The sequence below is a fragment of the Nonomuraea sp. MG754425 genome (genome assembly GCF_021699195.1).
Classification (GTDB): domain Bacteria; phylum Actinomycetota; class Actinomycetes; order Streptosporangiales; family Streptosporangiaceae; genus Nonomuraea.
This window is the reverse complement of the sequence record NZ_SSXE01000001.1, coordinates 16,326-35,227: the sequence shown is the minus strand read 5'-3', so window position 1 is coordinate 35,227 and position 18,902 is coordinate 16,326. Positions and strand designations below refer to the sequence as shown.

18 protein-coding genes and 2 pseudogenes are annotated in these 18,902 nt (G+C 69.5%); 11 read left to right on the top strand and 9 right to left on the bottom strand.

The annotated features are described in order from the left end of the window. Positions 1-84 precede the first annotated feature (84 nt). Both FAF44_RS00200 and FAF44_RS00195 read left to right on the top strand, forming a co-directional pair. Positions 85-2,043 carry a right-handed parallel beta-helix repeat-containing protein gene (locus tag FAF44_RS00200; RefSeq protein WP_237100875.1) on the top strand — a complete coding sequence of 653 codons (1,959 nt, stop codon included), beginning with the start codon at positions 85-87 and terminating at the stop codon, positions 2,041-2,043. A 262-nt stretch (positions 2,044-2,305) separates the two neighbouring features. Beyond that, on the top strand, positions 2,306-2,596 hold the full coding sequence (locus FAF44_RS00195) for a hypothetical protein (protein WP_237100874.1): 291 nt from the start codon (positions 2,306-2,308) through the stop codon (positions 2,594-2,596). Between the two features lie 65 nt (positions 2,597-2,661). Here FAF44_RS00195 and FAF44_RS00190 read toward each other — a convergent pair whose 3' ends face one another. From FAF44_RS00190 to FAF44_RS00180, 3 genes are all read right to left on the bottom strand, one after another. Further along, a complete protein-coding gene (locus FAF44_RS00190; protein WP_237100873.1) occupies positions 2,662-2,988 on the bottom strand; it encodes a hypothetical protein in 327 nt (108 codons plus the stop codon). A gap of 186 nt (positions 2,989-3,174) precedes the next feature. Further along, the gene (locus tag FAF44_RS00185; protein ID WP_237100872.1) at positions 3,175-3,777 is read right to left on the bottom strand and encodes a histidine phosphatase family protein; all 603 of its coding nucleotides are present in this window, start codon (positions 3,775-3,777) and stop codon (positions 3,175-3,177) included. Then, positions 3,774-5,021: a PEP/pyruvate-binding domain-containing protein gene (locus FAF44_RS00180; protein ID WP_237100871.1), complete on the bottom strand. Its 1,248-nt coding sequence runs from the start codon at positions 5,019-5,021 to the stop codon at positions 3,774-3,776. Before FAF44_RS00180 ends, FAF44_RS00185 begins: the two co-directional genes overlap by 4 nt. Positions 5,022-5,082: 61 nt before the next feature. Here FAF44_RS00180 and FAF44_RS00175 point away from each other — a divergent pair, with 61 nt between their 5' ends. The 3 genes from FAF44_RS00175 to FAF44_RS00165 all read left to right on the top strand — a co-directional run bounded on the left by FAF44_RS00175 (position 5,083) and on the right by FAF44_RS00165 (position 6,862). After that, positions 5,083-5,478 carry an SANT/Myb-like DNA-binding domain-containing protein gene (locus FAF44_RS00175; RefSeq protein WP_237100870.1) on the top strand — a complete coding sequence of 132 codons (396 nt, stop codon included), beginning with the start codon at positions 5,083-5,085 and terminating at the stop codon, positions 5,476-5,478. Then, a complete protein-coding gene (locus FAF44_RS00170) occupies positions 5,475-6,137 on the top strand; it encodes a transcriptional regulator (protein ID WP_237100869.1) in 663 nt (220 codons plus the stop codon). The genes FAF44_RS00175 and FAF44_RS00170 overlap by 4 nt, the downstream gene beginning before the upstream one ends. A gap of 140 nt (positions 6,138-6,277) precedes the next feature. After that, positions 6,278-6,862, top strand: coding sequence for a DinB family protein (locus tag FAF44_RS00165; protein ID WP_237100868.1), 585 nt, complete (start codon positions 6,278-6,280; stop codon positions 6,860-6,862). 102 nt (positions 6,863-6,964) lie between these two features. On the opposite strand, the gene FAF44_RS00160 is transcribed toward FAF44_RS00165, so the two are convergent. Continuing rightward, on the bottom strand, positions 6,965-7,900 hold the full coding sequence (locus FAF44_RS00160; RefSeq protein WP_237100867.1) for an SDR family NAD(P)-dependent oxidoreductase: 936 nt from the start codon (positions 7,898-7,900) through the stop codon (positions 6,965-6,967). Between the two features lie 104 nt (positions 7,901-8,004). Between FAF44_RS00160 and FAF44_RS00155 the strand changes: the two genes are divergently transcribed. Both FAF44_RS00155 and FAF44_RS00150 read left to right on the top strand, forming a co-directional pair. Continuing rightward, positions 8,005-8,667, top strand: coding sequence for a TetR/AcrR family transcriptional regulator (locus tag FAF44_RS00155; RefSeq protein WP_237100866.1), 663 nt, complete (start codon positions 8,005-8,007; stop codon positions 8,665-8,667). Between the two features lie 133 nt (positions 8,668-8,800). Continuing rightward, positions 8,801-9,808, top strand: coding sequence for an RNA polymerase subunit sigma-70 (locus FAF44_RS00150; protein WP_237100865.1), 1,008 nt, complete (start codon positions 8,801-8,803; stop codon positions 9,806-9,808). Positions 9,809-9,960: 152 nt separating this feature from the next. Here the strand turns inward: FAF44_RS00150 and FAF44_RS00145 are convergent. From FAF44_RS00145 to FAF44_RS00130, 4 genes and pseudogenes are all read right to left on the bottom strand, one after another. After that, positions 9,961-10,206: pseudogene (locus FAF44_RS00145) on the bottom strand (dihydrofolate reductase family protein); the annotation flags it as partial. Between the two features lie 44 nt (positions 10,207-10,250). Next, the gene (locus tag FAF44_RS00140; RefSeq protein ID WP_237100864.1) at positions 10,251-10,496 is read right to left on the bottom strand and encodes a hypothetical protein; all 246 of its coding nucleotides are present in this window, start codon (positions 10,494-10,496) and stop codon (positions 10,251-10,253) included. Positions 10,497-10,656: 160 nt separating this feature from the next. Further along, positions 10,657-11,037, bottom strand: a pseudogene (locus tag FAF44_RS00135) (alkyl sulfatase C-terminal domain-containing protein); the annotation flags it as partial. Between the two features lie 191 nt (positions 11,038-11,228). Next, positions 11,229-12,986: a SulP family inorganic anion transporter gene (locus tag FAF44_RS00130; protein WP_237100862.1), complete on the bottom strand. Its 1,758-nt coding sequence runs from the start codon at positions 12,984-12,986 to the stop codon at positions 11,229-11,231. Positions 12,987-13,103: 117 nt separating this feature from the next. Between FAF44_RS00130 and FAF44_RS00125 the strand changes: the two genes are divergently transcribed. The 4 genes from FAF44_RS00125 (at position 13,104) to FAF44_RS00110 (ending at position 18,549) form a co-directional block, all read left to right on the top strand. Beyond that, positions 13,104-13,763 carry a GAP family protein gene (locus tag FAF44_RS00125; protein ID WP_237100861.1) on the top strand — a complete coding sequence of 220 codons (660 nt, stop codon included), beginning with the start codon at positions 13,104-13,106 and terminating at the stop codon, positions 13,761-13,763. Further along, on the top strand, positions 13,760-15,379 hold the full coding sequence (locus tag FAF44_RS00120; protein ID WP_237100860.1) for a SulP family inorganic anion transporter: 1,620 nt from the start codon (positions 13,760-13,762) through the stop codon (positions 15,377-15,379). The genes FAF44_RS00125 and FAF44_RS00120 overlap by 4 nt, the downstream gene beginning before the upstream one ends. Further along, positions 15,372-16,046, top strand: coding sequence for a GAP family protein (locus FAF44_RS00115; RefSeq protein WP_237100859.1), 675 nt, complete (start codon positions 15,372-15,374; stop codon positions 16,044-16,046). Before FAF44_RS00120 ends, FAF44_RS00115 begins: the two co-directional genes overlap by 8 nt. A 181-nt stretch (positions 16,047-16,227) precedes the next feature. Next, on the top strand, positions 16,228-18,549 hold the full coding sequence (locus FAF44_RS00110) for an arylsulfatase (RefSeq protein WP_237100858.1): 2,322 nt from the start codon (positions 16,228-16,230) through the stop codon (positions 18,547-18,549). A gap of 153 nt (positions 18,550-18,702) precedes the next feature. Here the strand turns inward: FAF44_RS00110 and FAF44_RS00105 are convergent, their stop codons facing one another. Then, positions 18,703-18,873 (bottom strand): prolyl oligopeptidase family serine peptidase, encoded by a 171-nt coding sequence (locus tag FAF44_RS00105; protein ID WP_237100956.1) that lies wholly within the window; start codon positions 18,871-18,873, stop codon positions 18,703-18,705. Positions 18,874-18,902 lie beyond the last annotated feature (29 nt).

Here is an 18,902-nt window from a genome sequence, read left to right as displayed (position 1 = left end):
GGGTGGGTGCGGGCCCTCACTACAGTGTCGACCGCCGGCGGCCGAATTCGGTCAAGCTGGCGGAAAGATTCAAGGAGATCAGGAATGCGAAGAACCTGGCCAGTGGCGTTGGCGGCTCTCGCCACGGTTGTCCTGGGCGGCGCGACGCCGGCGAGCGGCGACGCGGTCAAGCCGGCCACCGGAGCGACGAAGGCAACGGCAGCGGTCTGCGGTAGTTCGTCGCTGAACGGCCCCACCACACCGCCCGCCGGCGCGGTCGTGGTCCCCGCGGGCGACAACAGCGGCGTGGACTTACGCAAGGCGAACACCACGTACTACTTCGAGACCGGCACGCACACGCTGGAGGCCGCGACCTACGCCCAGATCTACCCCGGCGAAGGCGCGACGTTCATCGGGGCGCCCGGAGCGGTGCTGGACGGCAAGGGGGTGAACCGGTACGCCTTCACTCAGGGCGCGACCGGGGTCACGATCCAGTACCTGACCGTGACCGGGTTCGTCGCGCCGCGCGACGAGGGCGTGGTCAACCACGACTCCGCCGACAACTGGGTCGTGGAGCACAACACCTTCCGTAACAACTCCGGCGCGGCGCTGATGGCCGGGGCCGCGAACCAGATCCGGGGCAACTGCTTCAAGGACAACGGGCAGTACGGCCTGAACGCGTACAAGGCCGGCAACACCATCACCGACCTGGTGGTGGCGGACAACGAGTTCACCGGCAACAACACCGACGACTGGGAGCACCAGGAGCCCGGGTGCGGATGCACCGGTGGCATGAAGTTCTGGGCGGTGAACGGCGCCGACGTGACCGGCAACTGGGTCCACGGCAACCACGGGCCGGGCGTCTGGGCCGACACCAACAACAACGACTTCCTCATCGAGGACAACCTCATCGAGGACAACGAGTCGCTCGGGATCTTCTACGAGATCAGCTACAACGCCGTGATCCGGGACAACACCATTCGCGGCAACGCCTGGAAGTCCGGTGCCGAGCGGGCGGCGAAGGGCGACCCGTTCCCCGAAGCGGCGATCTACCTGTCCGAGGCGGACGGTGAGCCCCGCGTGGCAGCGCGGACCAGCAAGATCGAGATCACCGGCAACCTGTTCGAGAACAACTGGGGCGGGATCACCGGGTGGGCGAACGCCGACCGGTTCTGCAACAGCCCGGCCTCGACGACCGGCGACTGCACGCTGATCGTCGGGCCGACCAACCGCTCGACGTGCTCGGCCCCTGACATCAACGACAACCCGCTCTACACCGACTGCCGCTGGTGGACGAAGAACGTCGACGTCCACCACAACACGTTCACCTTCGACCCCAGTGCCATCGGCGGCGGCTGCGCCACGCAGTACTGCGGGCACATGGCCCTGCTGTCGAACTACGGCACCTACCCGGACTGGTCCCCGTACAAGGGTGACGTGATCCAGAAGGCGATCGTCCACGACTCGAACAACTCCTGGCACGACAACACCTACACGGGACCGTGGCAGTTCAGGGTCGGCGACATGGACACGCGCATCACGCCCGCACAGTGGGTCGGCCTCCAGTACGGCCAGGACGCCGGCAGCACGTTCGACGGCGGCACACCCAAGCCGCCCGCCATCGCCGAGCACGACTTCGAGTCCGACTCGACCTCGCCCTACACCCCGTGGTGGGGGTCCAGCGTGACGCGCCTGACCGGTGACGCGCACGGCGGCACGGGCTCGCTGCAGATGACCAGCACCGAGTCCAGCAGCGCGGTGGCGCTCGACAACTATCCCGGATACAGCGGTGTGATCGCCGGCACGAGCTACCACGTGTCGCTGTGGTACCGGCAGGCCGTGGCGACCATGCCTGCCGTCACGTGGAATGTGCGCTGGCGTGACGAGTCCGGCACGGTGCTGCGTACCGACGCCATCTCCCTGGACCCGAAGACCGCCTGGACCGAAGCGGCCGGCACGTTCACCGCACCCGCGGGAACGACCCGCGTCGACTGGACCTTCGTCTGGACCGCGAGCGGCGCCGGGCCCGCCTTCCAGATCGATGACGTGGCAGTACGCGCCTAGAAGCACCCTGAAGGCTGCGCGAAAGAACTGAGGGACATGTGCCGGGGTGACGGCGCTCCGCCCGCCACCCCGGCACGGTCTCCGCAGGTACTGGGCTCTTGAGGTCATAGGTGTGTACACCGGGGATCACTCCACGGCCCAAGGTCAGGTTCGTTCGGTGGTGGACAACGAGCCTGAGGGAATTGTCCAGAGCACTTCGAGCTGGACAAATGCGCCTCTATGAAGGTCTCGCAGGTCCTCCTCGAACGAAAGGGATCACCACGTGAAGAAGATCATCACGGCCCTGGCGTTGGCCGCCATGGCCGTGGCGACGACCACAACGCTCGCCCACCCCGCCCAAGCCGCGTCGTACACGTGCAGTTCGCACGGCATCAACGGGACGAACCAGGCGTGGGCCCGCTGCGACATCTACAGCGGCAAGGTGAGACTCGTCGCCGGGTGCGCGGTCGGCTGGGCGGAGTCGCCCTGGTTCGGGCGGCAGAACGGCGTGTACATGCTCACCAAGGGCTGCTGGGGCTGGGTCAACCAGTACTGGTGGGAGACCGACGGCTGACCCGATAGACAGGGCCCGATAGACAGGGCCCGATCGACAGGCCCCGACCGGTCGGCCGGGGCCTGTCACACGTCGTGCTCAGCCCGGTCTCGCTGAGCCCGGTCTCGTGCGCGGGCCAGCGCGGTCTCGCGCGCCAGCGCTTGCCTGGCCGCCGCGATCTGCTCCTCGGTCAGCTCGGCCGCCGTCTCGGGCTCGGTCGCCCAGCGAACCCGTTCCAGATCCCGCACCGCTTCCTGGTCGGCGCGTTTCCCCCGCCAGTTCGCGTCCGGTCGCCAATCACGGCGACGCCTGCCGGCCTCCTGCTCGCGCTCGGCCATGGCCCGGGCCGCCCGTGGCGACGACAGGGCCAGCCATTCACGGGCCAGCGCCGCCCACGCGTTCGTGTCCGTCACGACGCCCTCCCCTCTCGCGCGACCGTCATCATCATGTCCGCTGCCCCTTCTCGTCGTGACCATGCGCCGTCATACGGCCGGCTGGGCTGGAGGCGGGCCCGGCCGGGGCTCCCGAACATATCTGGCTGGAACGTTTCGCTGAGCAACGAAGCGCTGGTCGGCGACGGGCACGGGCCGTGCACCGCGTCACGGCCTCCTGCCCGGGGGGAACCCGGTCCAGCGCAGGTCGGCGGGCAGGTGGCTCATGTCGTTGAACATCACGAGCGTGGGCGGCAGGCCGGTTCGGTAGTGGATGACCGTCAGCGCGGCGTTGGCGCTGTTCAGGTCGAGCCACCGTGCCGGCGGCGCGTCCAGCGCATGCCGCACGAGCCACGCGATCGGGTACGCGTGCGTCACCAGGACCTCATGAGTGTCGCGCCGGCCCGGTCCGGGGGCTCTGGCGAACCGGGCGACCAGGGACTCGGCGAGCCGGTGCCCCGCGGCCGCCTCCGCCTCCTCGTAGCCGTCGAAGAAGCCGGCCCACGAGGAGGGCGTCTCCGCCGCGCGGGGCACGTACGGCACGTGATCGATGAGTTCGGGGACCTCGTCCACGAGCACCTGCGGGAGGTGCCGGGCGAGTTCGCGCGCGCTCGCCACGGCGCGGGGCAGCGGGGAGTGCCAGACGGCGTCGATCGGCATGCCGGCGAGGCGTTCGCCCAGCAGGTCCGCCTGCCGGTGACCGAGGCCGGTGAGATTTCCGAAGGCGTCGGCGGCGCCGTGGCGTGCCAGGTAGAGGTGTCGCGTGGTCATGGACGGCGCGGGCGGGGCGGCCGTGCGGCCCCGCCTCCCTCCTCCTCTCGAATGACGGTGATGGTGCCGGTGGTGCCGTCGAGGGTGACGGCGGCGCCGTCGTGGAGCCTGCTCGTGGCCTCCGCGACGCCCAGGACGGCGGGGATGCCGTGTTCGCGGGCGACGATCGCGGCGTGCGAGAGCACGCCGCCGACCTCGGTGACGACGCCGGCGGCGACGCGCAGCAGTGGTGTCCAGGCGGGGTCGGTGAAGGGGCAGACGAGAATGTCGCCGGGGCGCACGCGGGCGAAGTCGCCGGGGCCGCGGACGATCCTCGCGGTGCCGGTGACGGTTCCGCGGCTGCCCGGCGTCCCTGCCAGCGCGGACTGAACCTCGCCGGGCACGCGGGACGGGAGCACGGCGGTGATCGGCCGGGCCTGCAGGATCCAGACGCGCCCACCGGCGATCGCCCACTCGACGTCCTGCGGCCCGCCGCGTACCGCGGCGATCTCCCTGCCCAGTTCGGCGAGCCCTACGGCGGTCGCGGCGTCCAGCGTCGGCCGGTCCCGGTCGGGGACGGGCACGTCACGCACGACGAGCCGTCCGTCATGCCGGTCGAGCCGAGTGCGTTTGGGCGCGATCGTCTGCTCGACCGACCCGTCCGCGGCGACCCGGTAGGCGTCAGGGGTCACCGTGCCGCCGACGACGCTGGGGCCGAGACCCCAGGAGGACTCGATCCTGGTCCCGTCGTCCGGACCGGCGGGGGTGAACATGACGCCGGACACGTCGGCGTCCACCTGGCGCTGCACGATGACGGCCATCGCGAACTCGCCGGACGGCGGGCGGTGGCCGGTGGCGTCCCGGTAGGCGAGGGCGCGCGGCGTGAGCAGCGAGGCCCAGCAGGCGCGCACGGCGTCCGCGACGTCGGCGGCTCCGTGTACGGCGAGGAAGCTCTCGTGCTGGCCGGCCGCCGAGAGCTGTCCGGTGTCCTCGTCCGACGCGGACGACCTCACGGCGACGGGCGGATCGCCCAGGTCGTCCAGCGCCCGTGCCAGCTCCTTGAGCACGGCAGGGTCGAGGGGCCGGCTCTCGATGGCCCGACGCGCCGCGCCGGGATCCTTCAGCTCCCGTACGGCGGCCCGGTAGGCGGCGAACGGCACCACGAAGCCGTCGGGAACCGGCACCCCCGCCCGTAGCAACGCGCCGAGCGCGCCGGCCTTGCCCCCGCACTCCCCGGCGACGGCCGAGATCAGTGGTACGAACACCCCACTTCCCCCTTATCAACAAAAAATTGACAACGTTCTATTGATTCTGGATCATAAACGCATGTCGAGCGAACCGGACATCTCTCGCGCCGGGCACGCGGATCGCGCCCAGGCCGGCCGTGAGCACGATGCGAGCAAGCGGCTCCTGGCCCTGGGCGCGGACGAACTCAGCCCCCGCCCGTGGCGGCCCGCACCGGCCCCGCCTTCCGCGGTCGACCTCGTGCAGTTCGCCGTCTGGCGCAACGCCGAGCTGAGCCCCGAGGACGTCCTGACCGCACTCACCCTCGTGCCCGCCGCCCGCGCCGAGGTCGATGGACTCGAGTCCGCCCTGCTGTTCACGGCGCGCGGCGCGGGCCTGACCTGGGCGCAGATAGCGCAGGCGATGGGGTTCAACTCACCTCAGGCATGCCAGCAGCACTACAACCGGCTGACCGCACGGCAGGACGTCGCACCGTGACCCGGCGCTCGCAGCCCCTCCTGCTGGTCCTGCACGCGGTGCGCATCCTCGGGTTCGCGGAGGCACCGGCGGTCGCCGCCCGGTACGGGCTCGACCCGGCCGAGGCGGACGAACTGCTGCGTGACGCCGAGGCCCATGGCTGGGCCGCGTACTCCGCCTTCGCCGGCACGGGCGGCTGGTCGCTCACCGAACGGGGCCGCGCCGAGAACGAGCGCCTGCTCGCGGCCGAACTCGCCGGCACCGACGTCAACGGGCCGGGCACCGGCATCGATGGAGCCGCGGAGGTCCGCGATGTCTACCGGGAGTTCCTCCCGCTCAACGCCCGCCTCCTGCGGGCCTGCACCGACTGGCAGCTCCGGCCCACCGCCGGCGACCGGCTCGCCCCCAACGACCACTCCGACCCCGCCTGGGACGCCAAGGTCCTCGACGAGCTCACCGGCATCTCACTCGCCCTCACACCGTTGTCCGCCCGGCTCGGCGGCGTCCTGACCCGGCTGCGCGGTTACGACACCCGCTTCGCGACCGCCCTCGCACGCGCCCGAGCCGGCGAGGACGCCTGGGTCGACCGCACCGACGTCGACTCCTGCCACCGCGTCTGGTTCGAGCTCCACGAGGACCTCATCGCCACACTCGGCCTCGAACGGCACGCGCACCCCTGACCACCGGCAATTCGCGCTGTCCAGGCCCGCCGCTCGGGTCGGTGCCACCGGAGGAGAGGTAACTCTCCGTTCGGCCGGTCGTTGTGGACCAGGTACGGGGATTTTGAGACCACGAGCAGCCCATGGCAGGCTCATACCGCATGATTGATGAATTCGCGAAGGATCACCTGCACGGGAGACTGCGGCGGGACCGCGAGGCGCTGCTCTGGAAACTCGACGGTTTGTCCGAATACGACGCCCGCCGACCTTTGACAGCGACTGGCACCAACCTCCTCGGCCTGGTCAAACACGTGGCCACCGTCGAGGCCAGGTACTTCGGTGAGATCTTCGACCGCCCTTCCCCGGAACCGCTGCCCCGGTGGCAGGACTCCGACGGCAGCGATCTGTGGGCGGCCGAGGACGAGACCCGCGATCAGATCATCGGGTTCTACCGGCGCACGTGGGAGCACTCGGACGCGACGATCAACGAGCTTCCCCTCGACGCCCCCGGCCGCGTGCCGTGGTGGCCGGAGCCTCATGCCGACACGAACCTGTTCGCCGTCATGGTCCATGTCCTCGGCGAGTCCGTCCGGCATGCCGGGCACGCCGACATCCTGCGCGAGGGCCTCGACGGCCGGACCGGGTTGCGCGCCGAGTACGAGAGGCAGATCGACGAGGAAGCCCGTGCAGCCCACTACGCGAAGATCGAGCAGGCCGCCAGGACGGCCGCAGCCATCACGGCTTAGTCGGACATCACGGCGATGAGCGGATGGCCGACCTCGAAGCGGAGTGCGAGCGCCTCGTCGGTCGCGGCGCCACCCGCCTGCGCCGCGACGAGCCGGCGCGGGCTACCTCGTGATGGCTGATCCGGAGGGCTTGGACGGAACGACGGGGAACCTCACCCCGGTGAGGTCTTCGGAGACGGCCCACAGCCGCCGCTGGACGTCCATCTCGTACGACTCCGGGCTGGAGGTGACCAGCCGGGGGTGGCCCATGACCTCGTGGCGTCCGCCGGGACCGTAGTACTGGCCGCCGAGCGCGGCGGGGTCGGCGGCGGCGCGCAGTGTCGGCAGCGCGCCCATCGCGGGGGTCTGGGTGATCAGCGGCGCGAGCCAGGTGAGCGGCAGCCGGACGGCGGCGGGGGTGTTACGGGCGAGTTCGGTGCTGGACATGCCGGGGTGCGCGGCCACCGCGACGGTGGTGCCGTGCGTGGCGAGCCGGCGCTGCAGTTCGTACGTGAACATCAGGTTGGCCAGCTTGGACTGACCATAGGCGGCGGCCCGGCCGTACGAGCGCTCCCACTGCAGGTCGTCGAAGTGGATCGCGGCCCGGATGCGGTGGCCGGTGCTGCTGACCGTCACCACGCGCGAGCCGGGTACCGGCAGCATCAGGTCCAGCAGCAGCCCGGTGAGCGCGAAGTGGCCGAGGTGGTTGGTGCCGAACTGCATCTCGAAGCCGTCCCGGGTGGTCTGCTTCGGGGTGTACATCACGCCGGCGTTGTTGATCAGCAGGTCGATCCGGTCGAGCCGGGACCGCAGCGCCGCCGCTGCGGTCCGGACGGAGCCGAGCGAGGTCAGGTCCAGCGCCTGCACGGTCACGTCGCCGCTCATGCGGGCCGCGGCCCGCGCCCCCTTCTCGATGTCGCGCACGGCGAGCACCACGGACGCCCCGCGTTCGGCGAGCGCCTTGGCGGTCTCGTACCCCAGTCCGGTGTTGGCCCCGGTCACCACGGCCACCCGCCCGCGCTGGTCCGGAATGTTCGCCGTCGTCCACTTCTCGCTCATGTCAGGCTCCCAGTAACGTACCGAGGGTATCTTGTGCCGACGACGTTAAAGTACCTCCGGTATATTGTCAACGTACCGGAGGTACCTAAATTAGGCTGGCGATCGTGACTTTCCAGCGGGCGCGAACCGAAGAGCAGCGGGAGATCCGCCGCCGGGCGATCCTCGACATGGCGTCGGCGATGCTCGACGAGATGCCGGTGGCCGCGGTCACCCTGAACGAGCTCAGCCGCCGGGTGGGCCTGGCGAAGCCGAACGTGCTGCGCTACTTCGAGTCCCGCGAGGCGGTGCTGCTGGAACTGCTGGACCACTTCCTGCAGGAGTGGCTGACGGACCTGGCAGACGAACTGGCCGGCGTCGACGAAAACCTGCCCATGGCCGAGCGAGCGGCAGCGGTGGCCGAGATCCTCAGCCGGTCGCTCTCCGGCCGGGTGGTGCTGTGCGACCTCTTCGGCGCGCAGGGCGGCGTCCTGGAACACAACGTCTCCGTCGAGGTCGTGGCACGCTACAAGCGCGCCTCCCTGGACCGCCTGACAACCATGACCGCCCTGATCCAGGACGCCCTGCCGGAACTGGGCGAGAACGCGACACAGTTCAGCCTGCACACCATGGTCATGGCCGGCGCGTTGTCGGCGTACAGCACACCCCCGCCCAGCCTGCAGGCGGCCTACCAGGCCGAACCCGACCTGGCCCGCTTCCACCTGGAGCTGAAGGACTCCTTGAAGCTGGCCCTGACCGCAACCCTCCTGGGCGTACTACCCCGCCGCTGACCTGCGTCATTGAGGACGTACCGCGGATCCGGCCGGACGAACGGCCCGGTGTCAGTGGCCTCACCGCTCAGAAATCCTCCGCCACATCGTCAGTTCTGGTAGCCCCTCGCCACCCGCGAAAGGATTGACGACCATGACCGACGCCAGACTGCTGGGCGACGACGAGACCGCGTTCATCGCCGCGGCCCGCTCGAACGACGCGGCACAGTTCGCGCTCATCACGGAGCGCTACCGGCGGGAGCTGCAGGTGCACTGCTACCGGATGCTCGCGAACTACGAGGACGCCCAGGACCTGACGCAGGAGACGTTCCTGCGGGCGTGGAACAAACGGGAGTCGTTCAAGGGCCACGCCGCGCCGCGGACCTGGCTGTACCGGATCGCGACGAACGCCTGCCTCGACTTCCTGGAGAAGCGCAACGACCGCACACCCGTGCCTGCCGAGCTGCCGGGCGCGGACCCGGAACTGCGCCACCTGCAGCCCTACCCGGACCGGATGCTCCCGGAGGACCCGCAGGAATCGGTGGTGGCGCGGGAGACGATCGAGCTGGCGTTCATCGTCGCCGTCCAGCACCTGCCGCCGCGGCAGCGGGCGGTGTTCATCCTGCGCGACGTCCTCGGCTGGCCGGCGTCGAAGGCCGCCGACGCCCTCGAGCTGACCGTCGCATCGGTGACCAGCGCACTGCAGCGGGCGCGCGTGACGATGCGCGAGCAACTGCCCGACCGCCGCCTCGACTGGCGCAGCCCTGCCACCCACGAGCTGTCGGATGACGAGCGCGGCGTGGTGAAGTCGTACATGAACGCCCATGAGCGCAACGACCTCGACGGGCTGACGGCCCTGCTGCGCGACGACCTGCGCTTCGCGATGCTGCCCGAGCCGGGCACCTTGATCGTCACGGCCAAGGACGCGGTGGACGGCTGGGTCTCCGGTGGGCTCTTCCAGCGTGGCCGCGACGACTGGCGCTGCATCGCCACGACGGTCAACCGCATGCCTGCCGCCGTGCTGTACCTCCGCACCCCCGACGACCCGGACTACCGTCTGTTCACCATCGCGGTCCTGCACATCGTCGACGGGAAGATCGCCGAGCTCACCGGCTTCGACGCCACCGGCAAACCATGGCTGAACCTGCCCGCGACGCTGTGATCAGACAAGTCCGCATCTTCGGCGAGTCGGTCAACAACTCACTCGGAACGCAAGGAAGGGACGGGAAAAGCTTCCCTCATCGTCGAGGGTCATGATGAGCAGGCCAGGAAGGACTTCGACCTGGCCTTACGAGCCGAGCATGTGGCCCGTGCTCATCGCCTCGTCTCGTATCGGGTCAGCATCACGCCGCCGGGAAATGTCCGCGTCTCGACCAGCTTCAGGTTCACCCAGTTGTCCAGCGCGGTGAAGAACGGCGTGCCGCCGCCCACCAGGACCGGCGCGGTGACCAGCGCGTACTCGTCGATCAGCCCGGCCCGCATGGCCGCCCCGGCGAGCGTAGCGCCGCCGATGTCCATCGGACCGCCGTCCTCGGCCCTGAGCCGGGCGATCTCGGCGACCGGGCGACGGAGGCGGGCGATGGAGGCGGGCCCCGGTGCCGCCGTCAGCCGCTCGGCACGAACATGCGATCGACGAGCAGGTGCAGGTGCGTGCGGAACTGCCGGAGGGCTCCGGCGTTGCGCGGCCCCCTGATCTGGCCGTCCGGCGCGAGCACCCCGCCGACGACGAAGCCGCGAATGCACCAGATCAGGCTCCACAACGCCCCATCGAGGGCGACGTTGGGGGCGACGAGGTCCTGTAGCTCGTCGGTGACCCGGTCGAGCACGGGTTTGAGGAACCGTGCCTCCATCCCGGTGACATCGGCGGCAGCGGGGTCGCGTCGTAGCCGAGAGACGCGAACAGCCGAGTAGCTGTCTCGACGATGCGTTCTTGTTCCTGAGGCTGGGAGCCACCGGTGCGGCTGGATCCTGACATAGGGGACACGCTAGTCGCAATGAGCGAAAAGATCGTCACATAGCGTGAAAGGTTTCGGTTGCTGTGGCGATAGACACGTAGAACTGCTGAACCCCCAGAGTGGTGATGGTCGGGAGTTTGCGCGAATGAGGACATCGCCGACGCCGGCGTAGATGGGCGCCACACCCGGCAGGACCCCGCCGGGGTTGGCGGTGAGGTTGTGCATGGACGGTGAGCCGGAGCGTCAGGTCGGCGCTGTTGCCGGATGGTGAGGTCTGGTGGATCAGGGCACCGTTGGACAGGGTGGTGCGGTGGTGTTCGTCCGGGTCGGTGAGGTGCCAGTCGGTGGCGAAGTGCTCGTTCCAGGCGTTGGGGCCGTTGACGCGGATCACGAGCGAGTCGAAGAGCTGCCCCGCGGTGAGCGCCTTGAACACGTCAGGCGAAGCAGTGTCGGACTTCCCCGCCGACGGCCCGCCAGCTTCGCGATGAACCCGCGCTCGGCGTTGTCGAAGTCAGCCGTGTCGTGAAAGGGGAGATCAGCCATGGGACGGTCATGCCCGCCGCCACTTTCGATGAGGGCAACGAAAGCCTCAAAAGAGGGCACATGCCGGGCGAGTGGTTGTGACGGTTACGAGGAGCCCGATCGTGGCCGGGTCAGCAGGGTGCGCAGCCGGCCGAGGAGACCCCGGCGGTGCGGACGTGTCGGCCGTACCCGCGGCCGAAGGTCGGGGTGGTCGGCGCGGTAGGCGGCGACCGCGTCGGCCACCCGGTGGTAGAGCCGGACCCGCTGGTCCAGACCGGTGCCACGCAGGAGCGCCCGCACCGGAGTCCGGGTACGGGCCAGCGCCATGCCCACGCCGGCACGGTCGCAGTCGTCGACAACGCGGTGCAACACCTCGGCTCCGGTGGTGTCCATGTCGTAAACGGCTTCGGCGTCCAGGACGATCTGCCGCACGGGCGGCTCGGCGTCGGTGATCAAGCGGAGCAGTTCGGTGCGCAGCACGTCGGCGTTGGCGAAGTACAGCGGCGCGTCGAAGCGGTAGACGACCAGCCCGGGCAGGGTTTCGGCGTCGCGGTAGTTGACGACGTCGCGGTAGGCTTGCGCCTCGCCGGTGCGGCCGAGGACCGCGGTGTAGGGCAACACCGCCCGGCGCAGGACCTCCAGCAGGGAGACGGTCACGCCGACGACGATGCCTTCGAGCACGCCGAAGGTGAGCACACCGAGAGCGGTGACGGCGGCGAGCACGAAGTCGGTGCGGCGGATTCGCCAGAGCCTGCGGAAGGCCGGCAGGTCGATCAGCCGGGTGGCGGTGATGATGATGACCGCGCCGAGCGCGGCCTGGGGCAGGTCCCGGATCAGCGGCATCAGCACCAGCAGGGTGACCACCACGGCCGCCGCCGCGCCCAGCCCGGCCAGCCGGGTGCGTGCGCCCGATCCGGCCAGCAGGGCGCTGCGCGAGTCGCTGCCGTTGGCGGGGAAGCCGCCGAGCAGCGCCGATCCGGCGTTGGCGGCGGCCAGGCCGAGGAACTCCTGCTGTGGGTCGGTGTCCTTGCCTTCCTTGGCGGTCAGGGAACGGGCGGTGAGTACGCTGCCGGCGTATACCAGCAGGGCGATGCTCAACGCGGGGCCGATCAGGTGCATCGTGCTGGCCAGGGGGTCGGCGAGGCTGGTCCAGGGCAGTTTCGGCACGGGCAGCCCGCCTTCGGCGGGTCCGAGGACGTCGAGCCGGTCGGCGAGCCCGCCCAGCGCGACGACCGTGGTCGCCACGACCAGGGCGATGAGCGGACCGGGCAGGCGCTTGGCGTAGTGGCCGAGCAGCAGCACGGCCGCGGCGGTGAGGATCGCGCAGCCGAGCGCCCACAGATTCAGGTCCGCAAGGCCACGCAGTACGGCGAGGGCCTTGGCCAGGGGCGTGCCGCTCGTCTTGATGCCGGTCACCTTGCCCAACTGGCTGGCGATGATCACCACGCCGGAGCCCGCCAGGTAGCCGGTCAGGACGGGAGTGGACAGCAGACGCATCAGCACGCCGGCGTGGACCACGTACCCGATCATCAGGAAGACGGCGATCAGCAGGGCCAGTTGGGCTGCCACGACGGGGTGGTCCCGGCCGGGGACGGCGGCCAGGGCGCTGGCGACCACGATGGCGACCGACGATTCGGGGCCGACGTTCAGCCAGCGGGTCCCGCCGAAGAGCGCGTACCCGATGATGGCGCCGAGCGCCGTGTACAGACCGGTCGCCGCGGGCAGCCCGGCGAGCTGCGCGTAGGCGAACGCCTGCGGCACCAGCACCGCCCACAGGGACAGCGCCGCGAGCAGATCCGGGCGCAGCCAGGCGCGACGATATCCGTGCAGTTCCGTCCATCCGGGTACGGCGGACCAGTTCACCCGCGTGCTCCCCTCGGCGGACTCTCCTGGTTCGTAGCCAATGCTCGGGCAAGGGAAAGTCTGGGAGAGCATCATTCCTGCTCAAAGGGGGTAGGCCAGCCGCACTGGGGGAGGCGTATGGGTGCGGTGCTGGGGGAGTTGCTGCCGCTCGCCCTGGCTGTGTCGATCAGCCCGGTCCCGATCATGGCGGTGATCCTGATGCTGCTGGGGCCACGGGCGAGTGGCCTGAGCATGGGGTTCCTGGTCGGCTGGGTGGTCGGGATCGTGGGTGCGACCGCCGTCGTCGTCGTGCTGACCCGCACGATCGGGTTGTCGGCGAGTCCGGGGGAACCGTCGGCGGCGGTGTCGTGGGTCAAGCTGGTGCTCGGCCTGCTCATGCTGGGTTTGGCCGTCAAGCAGTGGAGGTCCCGCGAACAGCCCGGGTTGCCCGGCTGGATGAAGGCGATCGACAAGCTCACTCCGGTCAAGGCGGCCGGGCTCGGTATCGCCCTGTCGGGGGTCAACCCGAAGAACCTGATGATGTGCGCGGCGGCCGGTGTCACCATCGCTCAAGGAGCAGCCCACGAGATCCTGCTGCTCGTCGTTTTCACGGTGCTGGCGGCCTGCGGCATCGCCGTCCCGGTCATCGTCTACGCGGTCGCCGCCGACCGGATGCGGGCACCGCTGGATCGGCTCAGGAACTGGCTGGAGCGGAACAACGCGACAGTGATGTTCGTGCTGCTGCTGGTCATCGGCGTGGTGCTGAGCGGCAAGGGGTTGGGCGGGTTGCTGCCATGACGTGGTTCGCCGCGGGCATGCGGGGCCCGCTGCACTGGCCCCGGGAGATCACCGCCGGGGTCACGCTGGCCGCGCTGGCCGTCCCGCTCAACATCGGCTACGCGCAGATCGCCGGGCTGCCGCCGATCGTCGGCCTGTACACGGCGATCGTGCCGATGCTGGTGTTCGCCCTGACCTGCTCCTCCCGCCAGCTCGTCGCCAGCCCCGACGCACCCATCGCCGCGCTCATCGCCTCCCTGCTCATCGCGATCGTCGCCCGCCCCGGCAGCCCGCAGTACGTCGAACTGGCCTACGCCCAGGCGCTCGTCTGCGCGGTCGTGTTCCTGCTCTTCTATGCCTTCAAGCTGGGCTTCCTGGCGAACTTCCTGTCCGAGCCGGTCCTGGTCGGCTTCATCGCCGGACTGGCCGTCGAGATCCTCACCAGCCAGGTCGAGAAGATCCTCGGCATCCACACCACCGCCGAGCGGTTCTTCCCCGAACTGTGGGAGATCATCACCAGGCTCCCGCAGGCACACCCGTGGAGCATCGTCGTCGGCGTCGCGACCATGCTGGTGATCGTCGCATTGCGCAGGTTCGCCCCGGCGCTGCCGGGTCCGCTCATCGCGCTGGTCGCCGCCACCGCGGCAGTGGCCTGGGCCGGGCTCGACCGGCACGGCGTCTCGGTCCTCGGCCACGTCCCGTCAGGGCTGCCGATCCCGCACTGGCCGTCGATCACGCTCGGCCAGTGGGCCGCGCTCATCCCCGGCGCCATCGCCATCTGCGCGGTCACCCTGGCCGACGGCCTGCTCACCGCCCGCCGCTACGCCGAACAGCACAGCTACAGCCTGGACGCCAACCAGGAGCTGCGCGCCTTCGGCCTGGCCAACATCGCCGCCGGACTCACCCAGTCGATGACCATCGGCTCCAGCGCCTCGCGCACCGCCGCCATGGACGCCACCGGCTCCCGTTCCCAGATCCCCAGCGCCGTCTGCGCGATCGTGGTCGCCGTCCTGGTCGCCTTCTTCTCCGGCGTGCTCGCCTACCTGCCCAACGCCGCCCTGGCCGGCATCGTGGCCGTCGCCGTCGTCCGGCTCATCGACGTACGCAAGCTGGCCGAGCTGTGGCGGCTACGCCGCTCCGAGTTCGGGATCGCCGCGGTGTGCCTGCTCGGCGTCCCCGTGCTCGGCTCGCTCACCGCCGTCATCATCGCCTTCCTGCTGTCGGCCGTCGACGTCGTTCGGCGTGCCTCCCGTCCCAGCACCGCCACCCTGCGCCCCGGGGAGCACGGCCGCTACGTCCGGGGCGCCACCGAAGGCGCGCTCGCCGTCTACCGTTTCGAGAGCCAGCTCTTCTTCGCCAACGCCGACACCTTCAAATCCGAGATCACCCGCCTGGCCGACCGGGACGCCCGGTGGATCATCCTGGACGCCGAGGCCATCACCGACGTCGACACCACCGGCGCCCAGGCCCTCCACGAAACCGCCGACACGCTGCGCGAACGCGACATCACCTTCGCCGTCTCCCGCGCCACCACCGGCCTGCGCCACCTGCTGACCCACTACGGCCTGACCGAGCTCACCTACTACGACTCCAACGAGGCCGCAGCGGCCGCCTTCCGGGAGAGTGATCATGGGTAAGGCGTTCGCCGACATGTTGCCCTACACCCTCGGGCTGATCGTCTCGCCGTTCCCGGTGGTGGCCGTCATCGCCCTGCTGATCAGCGCGAACGGCCGTGCCAAGGCGCTGCTGTTCGAGGTCACCTGGCTGGTCATGAGCTGGGTGGTGCTGCTGGCCCTCATCGCGCTGCTGGGCGCCATCGGCCTCACCGGCCACGCCAGGTCCTCCTGGCTCGGCTGGACCAGCCTGGTCATCGGCATGCTCCTGCTTGTGATGGCCGTCGTCGGCACCAGCAGGGCCACTCGCCGCAGACGAGGCGAAGCGCCCCAGGTGCCCCGCTGGATCGCCGCCATGGACACCATGACCACACCCAAGATCATCGGCGTGGCCGCCCTGCTCATCGTGGCCAACCCGGTCAACCTCGCCTCCCTGGCCGGCGGCGCGCTCGCCGCCTCCCAGGAACCCCTGCCGTTCGGCCCGCAGCTCATCCTGGCGGCGCTGTTCGTCGTCATCGGCAGCATCGGCGTGCTCACCCCCTACGCCACCGCGCTCACCAGCGGCGGCGAGCAGCGACTCCAGCGGATGCGCGGCTGGCTGATCCGGCACAACGGCGCCCTCAGTCTGCTCCTGATCCTCGTCTTCGGCGTGCTGTTCCTCGCCAAGGGCCTCCGCATCCTGCTCGGCTGAGGCCGCACGCGTTCTCCACCCCCTACAGACCCGTCCCAGCCCCCGGCGACCAGCGAGGAACCGCCACCTTCCAGATCAGCGACCAGAGTCCCCGGCTTGGACATTCGTTGAGCAAACGCCGCGCTGCGCTCGAACGAGCCGCGGGCATGCGAGTGGTGAGGTGGCGGATACGGAGGAAAGCGTGAACCGGACATTCAACGGCGTGATCAATCTCGACGTCCGCGACTCCGTTCCGGACTGGGATCCCTTTCTGCCTCCGCGAGCGCGCGAAGGGTCGCCCAACGTGCTCTACATCGTCTGGGACGACACCGGCATCGCGACCTGGGACACTTTCGGCGGCCTGGTGAAGACGCCGAACATGACCCGGCTGGCGAATCTGGGACTGCGCTTCAATAACTGGCACACCACCGCGCTCTGCTCACCGACCCGTTCCAGCCTGCTGACCGGCCGTAACGCCCACAGCAACGGCATGGCCTGCATCGTGGAGGGCGCCAACGGCTTTCCCTGCCTCAGCGCGGTGATCCCACCGGAGAACGGCACCCTCGCCGAGATCCTGGTCGAGCACGGCTATTCCACTCTGTGCATCGGCAAATGGCACCTCACGCCGGAGACCGAGTCGAGCATGGCCGGTTCGCGCAGGACCTGGCCGACGAGCCGGGGCTTCGAGCGCTACTACGGCTTCCTGGGCGGCGAGACCAACCAGTGGTTCCCCGACCTGACGTATGACCAGCACTTCATCCAGCAGCCGTACACCCCGCAGGAGGGATACCACCTGTCCAGGGATCTGGCCGACCGCGCGATCGAGTTCATCCGCGACGTACGCCAGGTCGATCCGGACAAGCCGTGGTTCTGCTACTTCGCACCCGGCGCCACCCACGCTCCGCACCACGCGCCCAAGGAGTGGATCGAGCGGTACAAGGGCGTCTTCGACATGGGCTACGAGCGCTACCGCGAGATCGTCCTCGACCGGATGAAAGAGCACGGGCTCGTGCCCGCCGACACGCAGCTCTCGCCGATCAACCCGTGGCCCACGAACGACGTCATCCCTCCCGGCGACCACGTCAAGCCGTGGGACTCGCTCAGCGAGGACGAACGCCGCCTGTTCTGCAGGATGGCCGAAGTGTTCGCCGCCTTCTGCGCCTACACCGACCACCAGATCGGCAGGCTCCTGGACTACCTGGAGCAGTCCGGGCAACTGGACAACACCATCGTGGTCGTCGTCTCCGACAACGGCGCCAGCGGCGAAGGGTCGCCGGACGGTTCGGTCAACGAGAACAAGTTCTTCAACGGCTGGCCCGAGGATCCCGCGGAGAACATCACCAAGCTCGACAAGCTCGGCGGACCGGACACCTACAACCACTACCCGACGGGCTGGGCCTGGGCCTTCAACACGCCGTACAAGATGTTCAAGCGCTACACCCTCGAAGGCGGCATCGCCGACCCGCTGATCATTAGCTGGCCCGGCCGGATGAGAGACGTCGGCGGCCAGGTACGCGAGCAGTACCACCATGCGATCGACATCGTGCCCACCGTGCTCGAACTTGTGGGCATCGAGGCGCCCCGGCAGATCAAGGGGCACACCCAGTCGCCGATGCACGGCACGTCCATGGTCTACAGCTTCCGCGCGCCGCAGGACCCGAGCACCCGCACCACCCAGTATTACGCGATGCTCGGTACCCGGGCTCTCTACCACGACGGATGGAAAGTCGTGGCCCGCCACGGAGCACTCAGCGGCAGAGGTGACTTCGCGGCCGACGAATGGGAGCTCTACCACGTGGCCGAGGACCGAGCCGAGACCCGTGACCTCTCGGCCGAACACCCGGACAAGGTACGTCAACTGGTAGAGCTCTGGTTCGCCGAGGCCGGCGCCAACGGCGCCTTCCCGCTGGACGACAGAACGCCACGCGAACAACTCGCCCTGCAGCGCCCGCTCCCCGCCAAGCCGCGCGACACCTACGTCTACTACCCCGGCACCGCCGATGTGCCCGAGGGCGTAGCCGTCAACATTCGTAACCGTTCCTTCTTGATCAATGCCGAACTGGAGGTCGACTCGCCCGACGGCGTGATCTTCGCGCAGGGCTCCAGGTTCGGCGGGCACGCCCTGTTCATCAAGAACGGCGCACTCCACTACTGCTACAACTTTCTCGGCATCGACGAGCAGTCCTTCGTGTCCGACAGGCCACTCCCCACGGGCTCCCTGTCCGTCGGCGTGGAATTCACCAAGGAAGACGAAGAACCTGAAGGGGTGGCGCGCGGCAGGCTGCGCCTGTTCATCGGAGACCAGGCCGTCGCGGAAGGCACGATGCGCACCCAGCCCGGCAAGTTCGCCCTCGCGGGTGAGGGCTTGTGTGTGGGACGCGACTCCGCCGATCCGGTGAGCAGCGACTACATGGCGCCCTTCCCGTTCACAGGTGGCATGATCAAGAAGGTGACCGTCAACGTCAGCGGTGCGCACTATGTCGACCACGACCTCGAAGGCATGGCCATGCTCGCCCGCGACTAGAAGCAGCACCGTGACGTTGTTGGCGATCTTCTCGGTGGGTGGCCCGCCGACCACCTGTGGCCGGCAGCGCTTTCACACGTTGTACCGCGCCCTCAATGAGCGAAGATCGTCGCGATGGCACCAGCCACGTTGCCGTCCGATTCCGCCCACTGCTCAAGCTGCTGGCCGAGACGTTCGACCAGTGCGGTGCGGCGCGAATCGGCCCGGCGGCCGTGTCCCGGCCACGGCGGCGTGGAAGACGGCAGGGCGGCGCAGCACCGCCGCCGCGGCCAGGAACCCGCCCAACGACCAGCCGTGGAATGCAACCCTGGTCAAGCCGAGCACGGGAACAGACACGCAGACCGCCCCCGGCC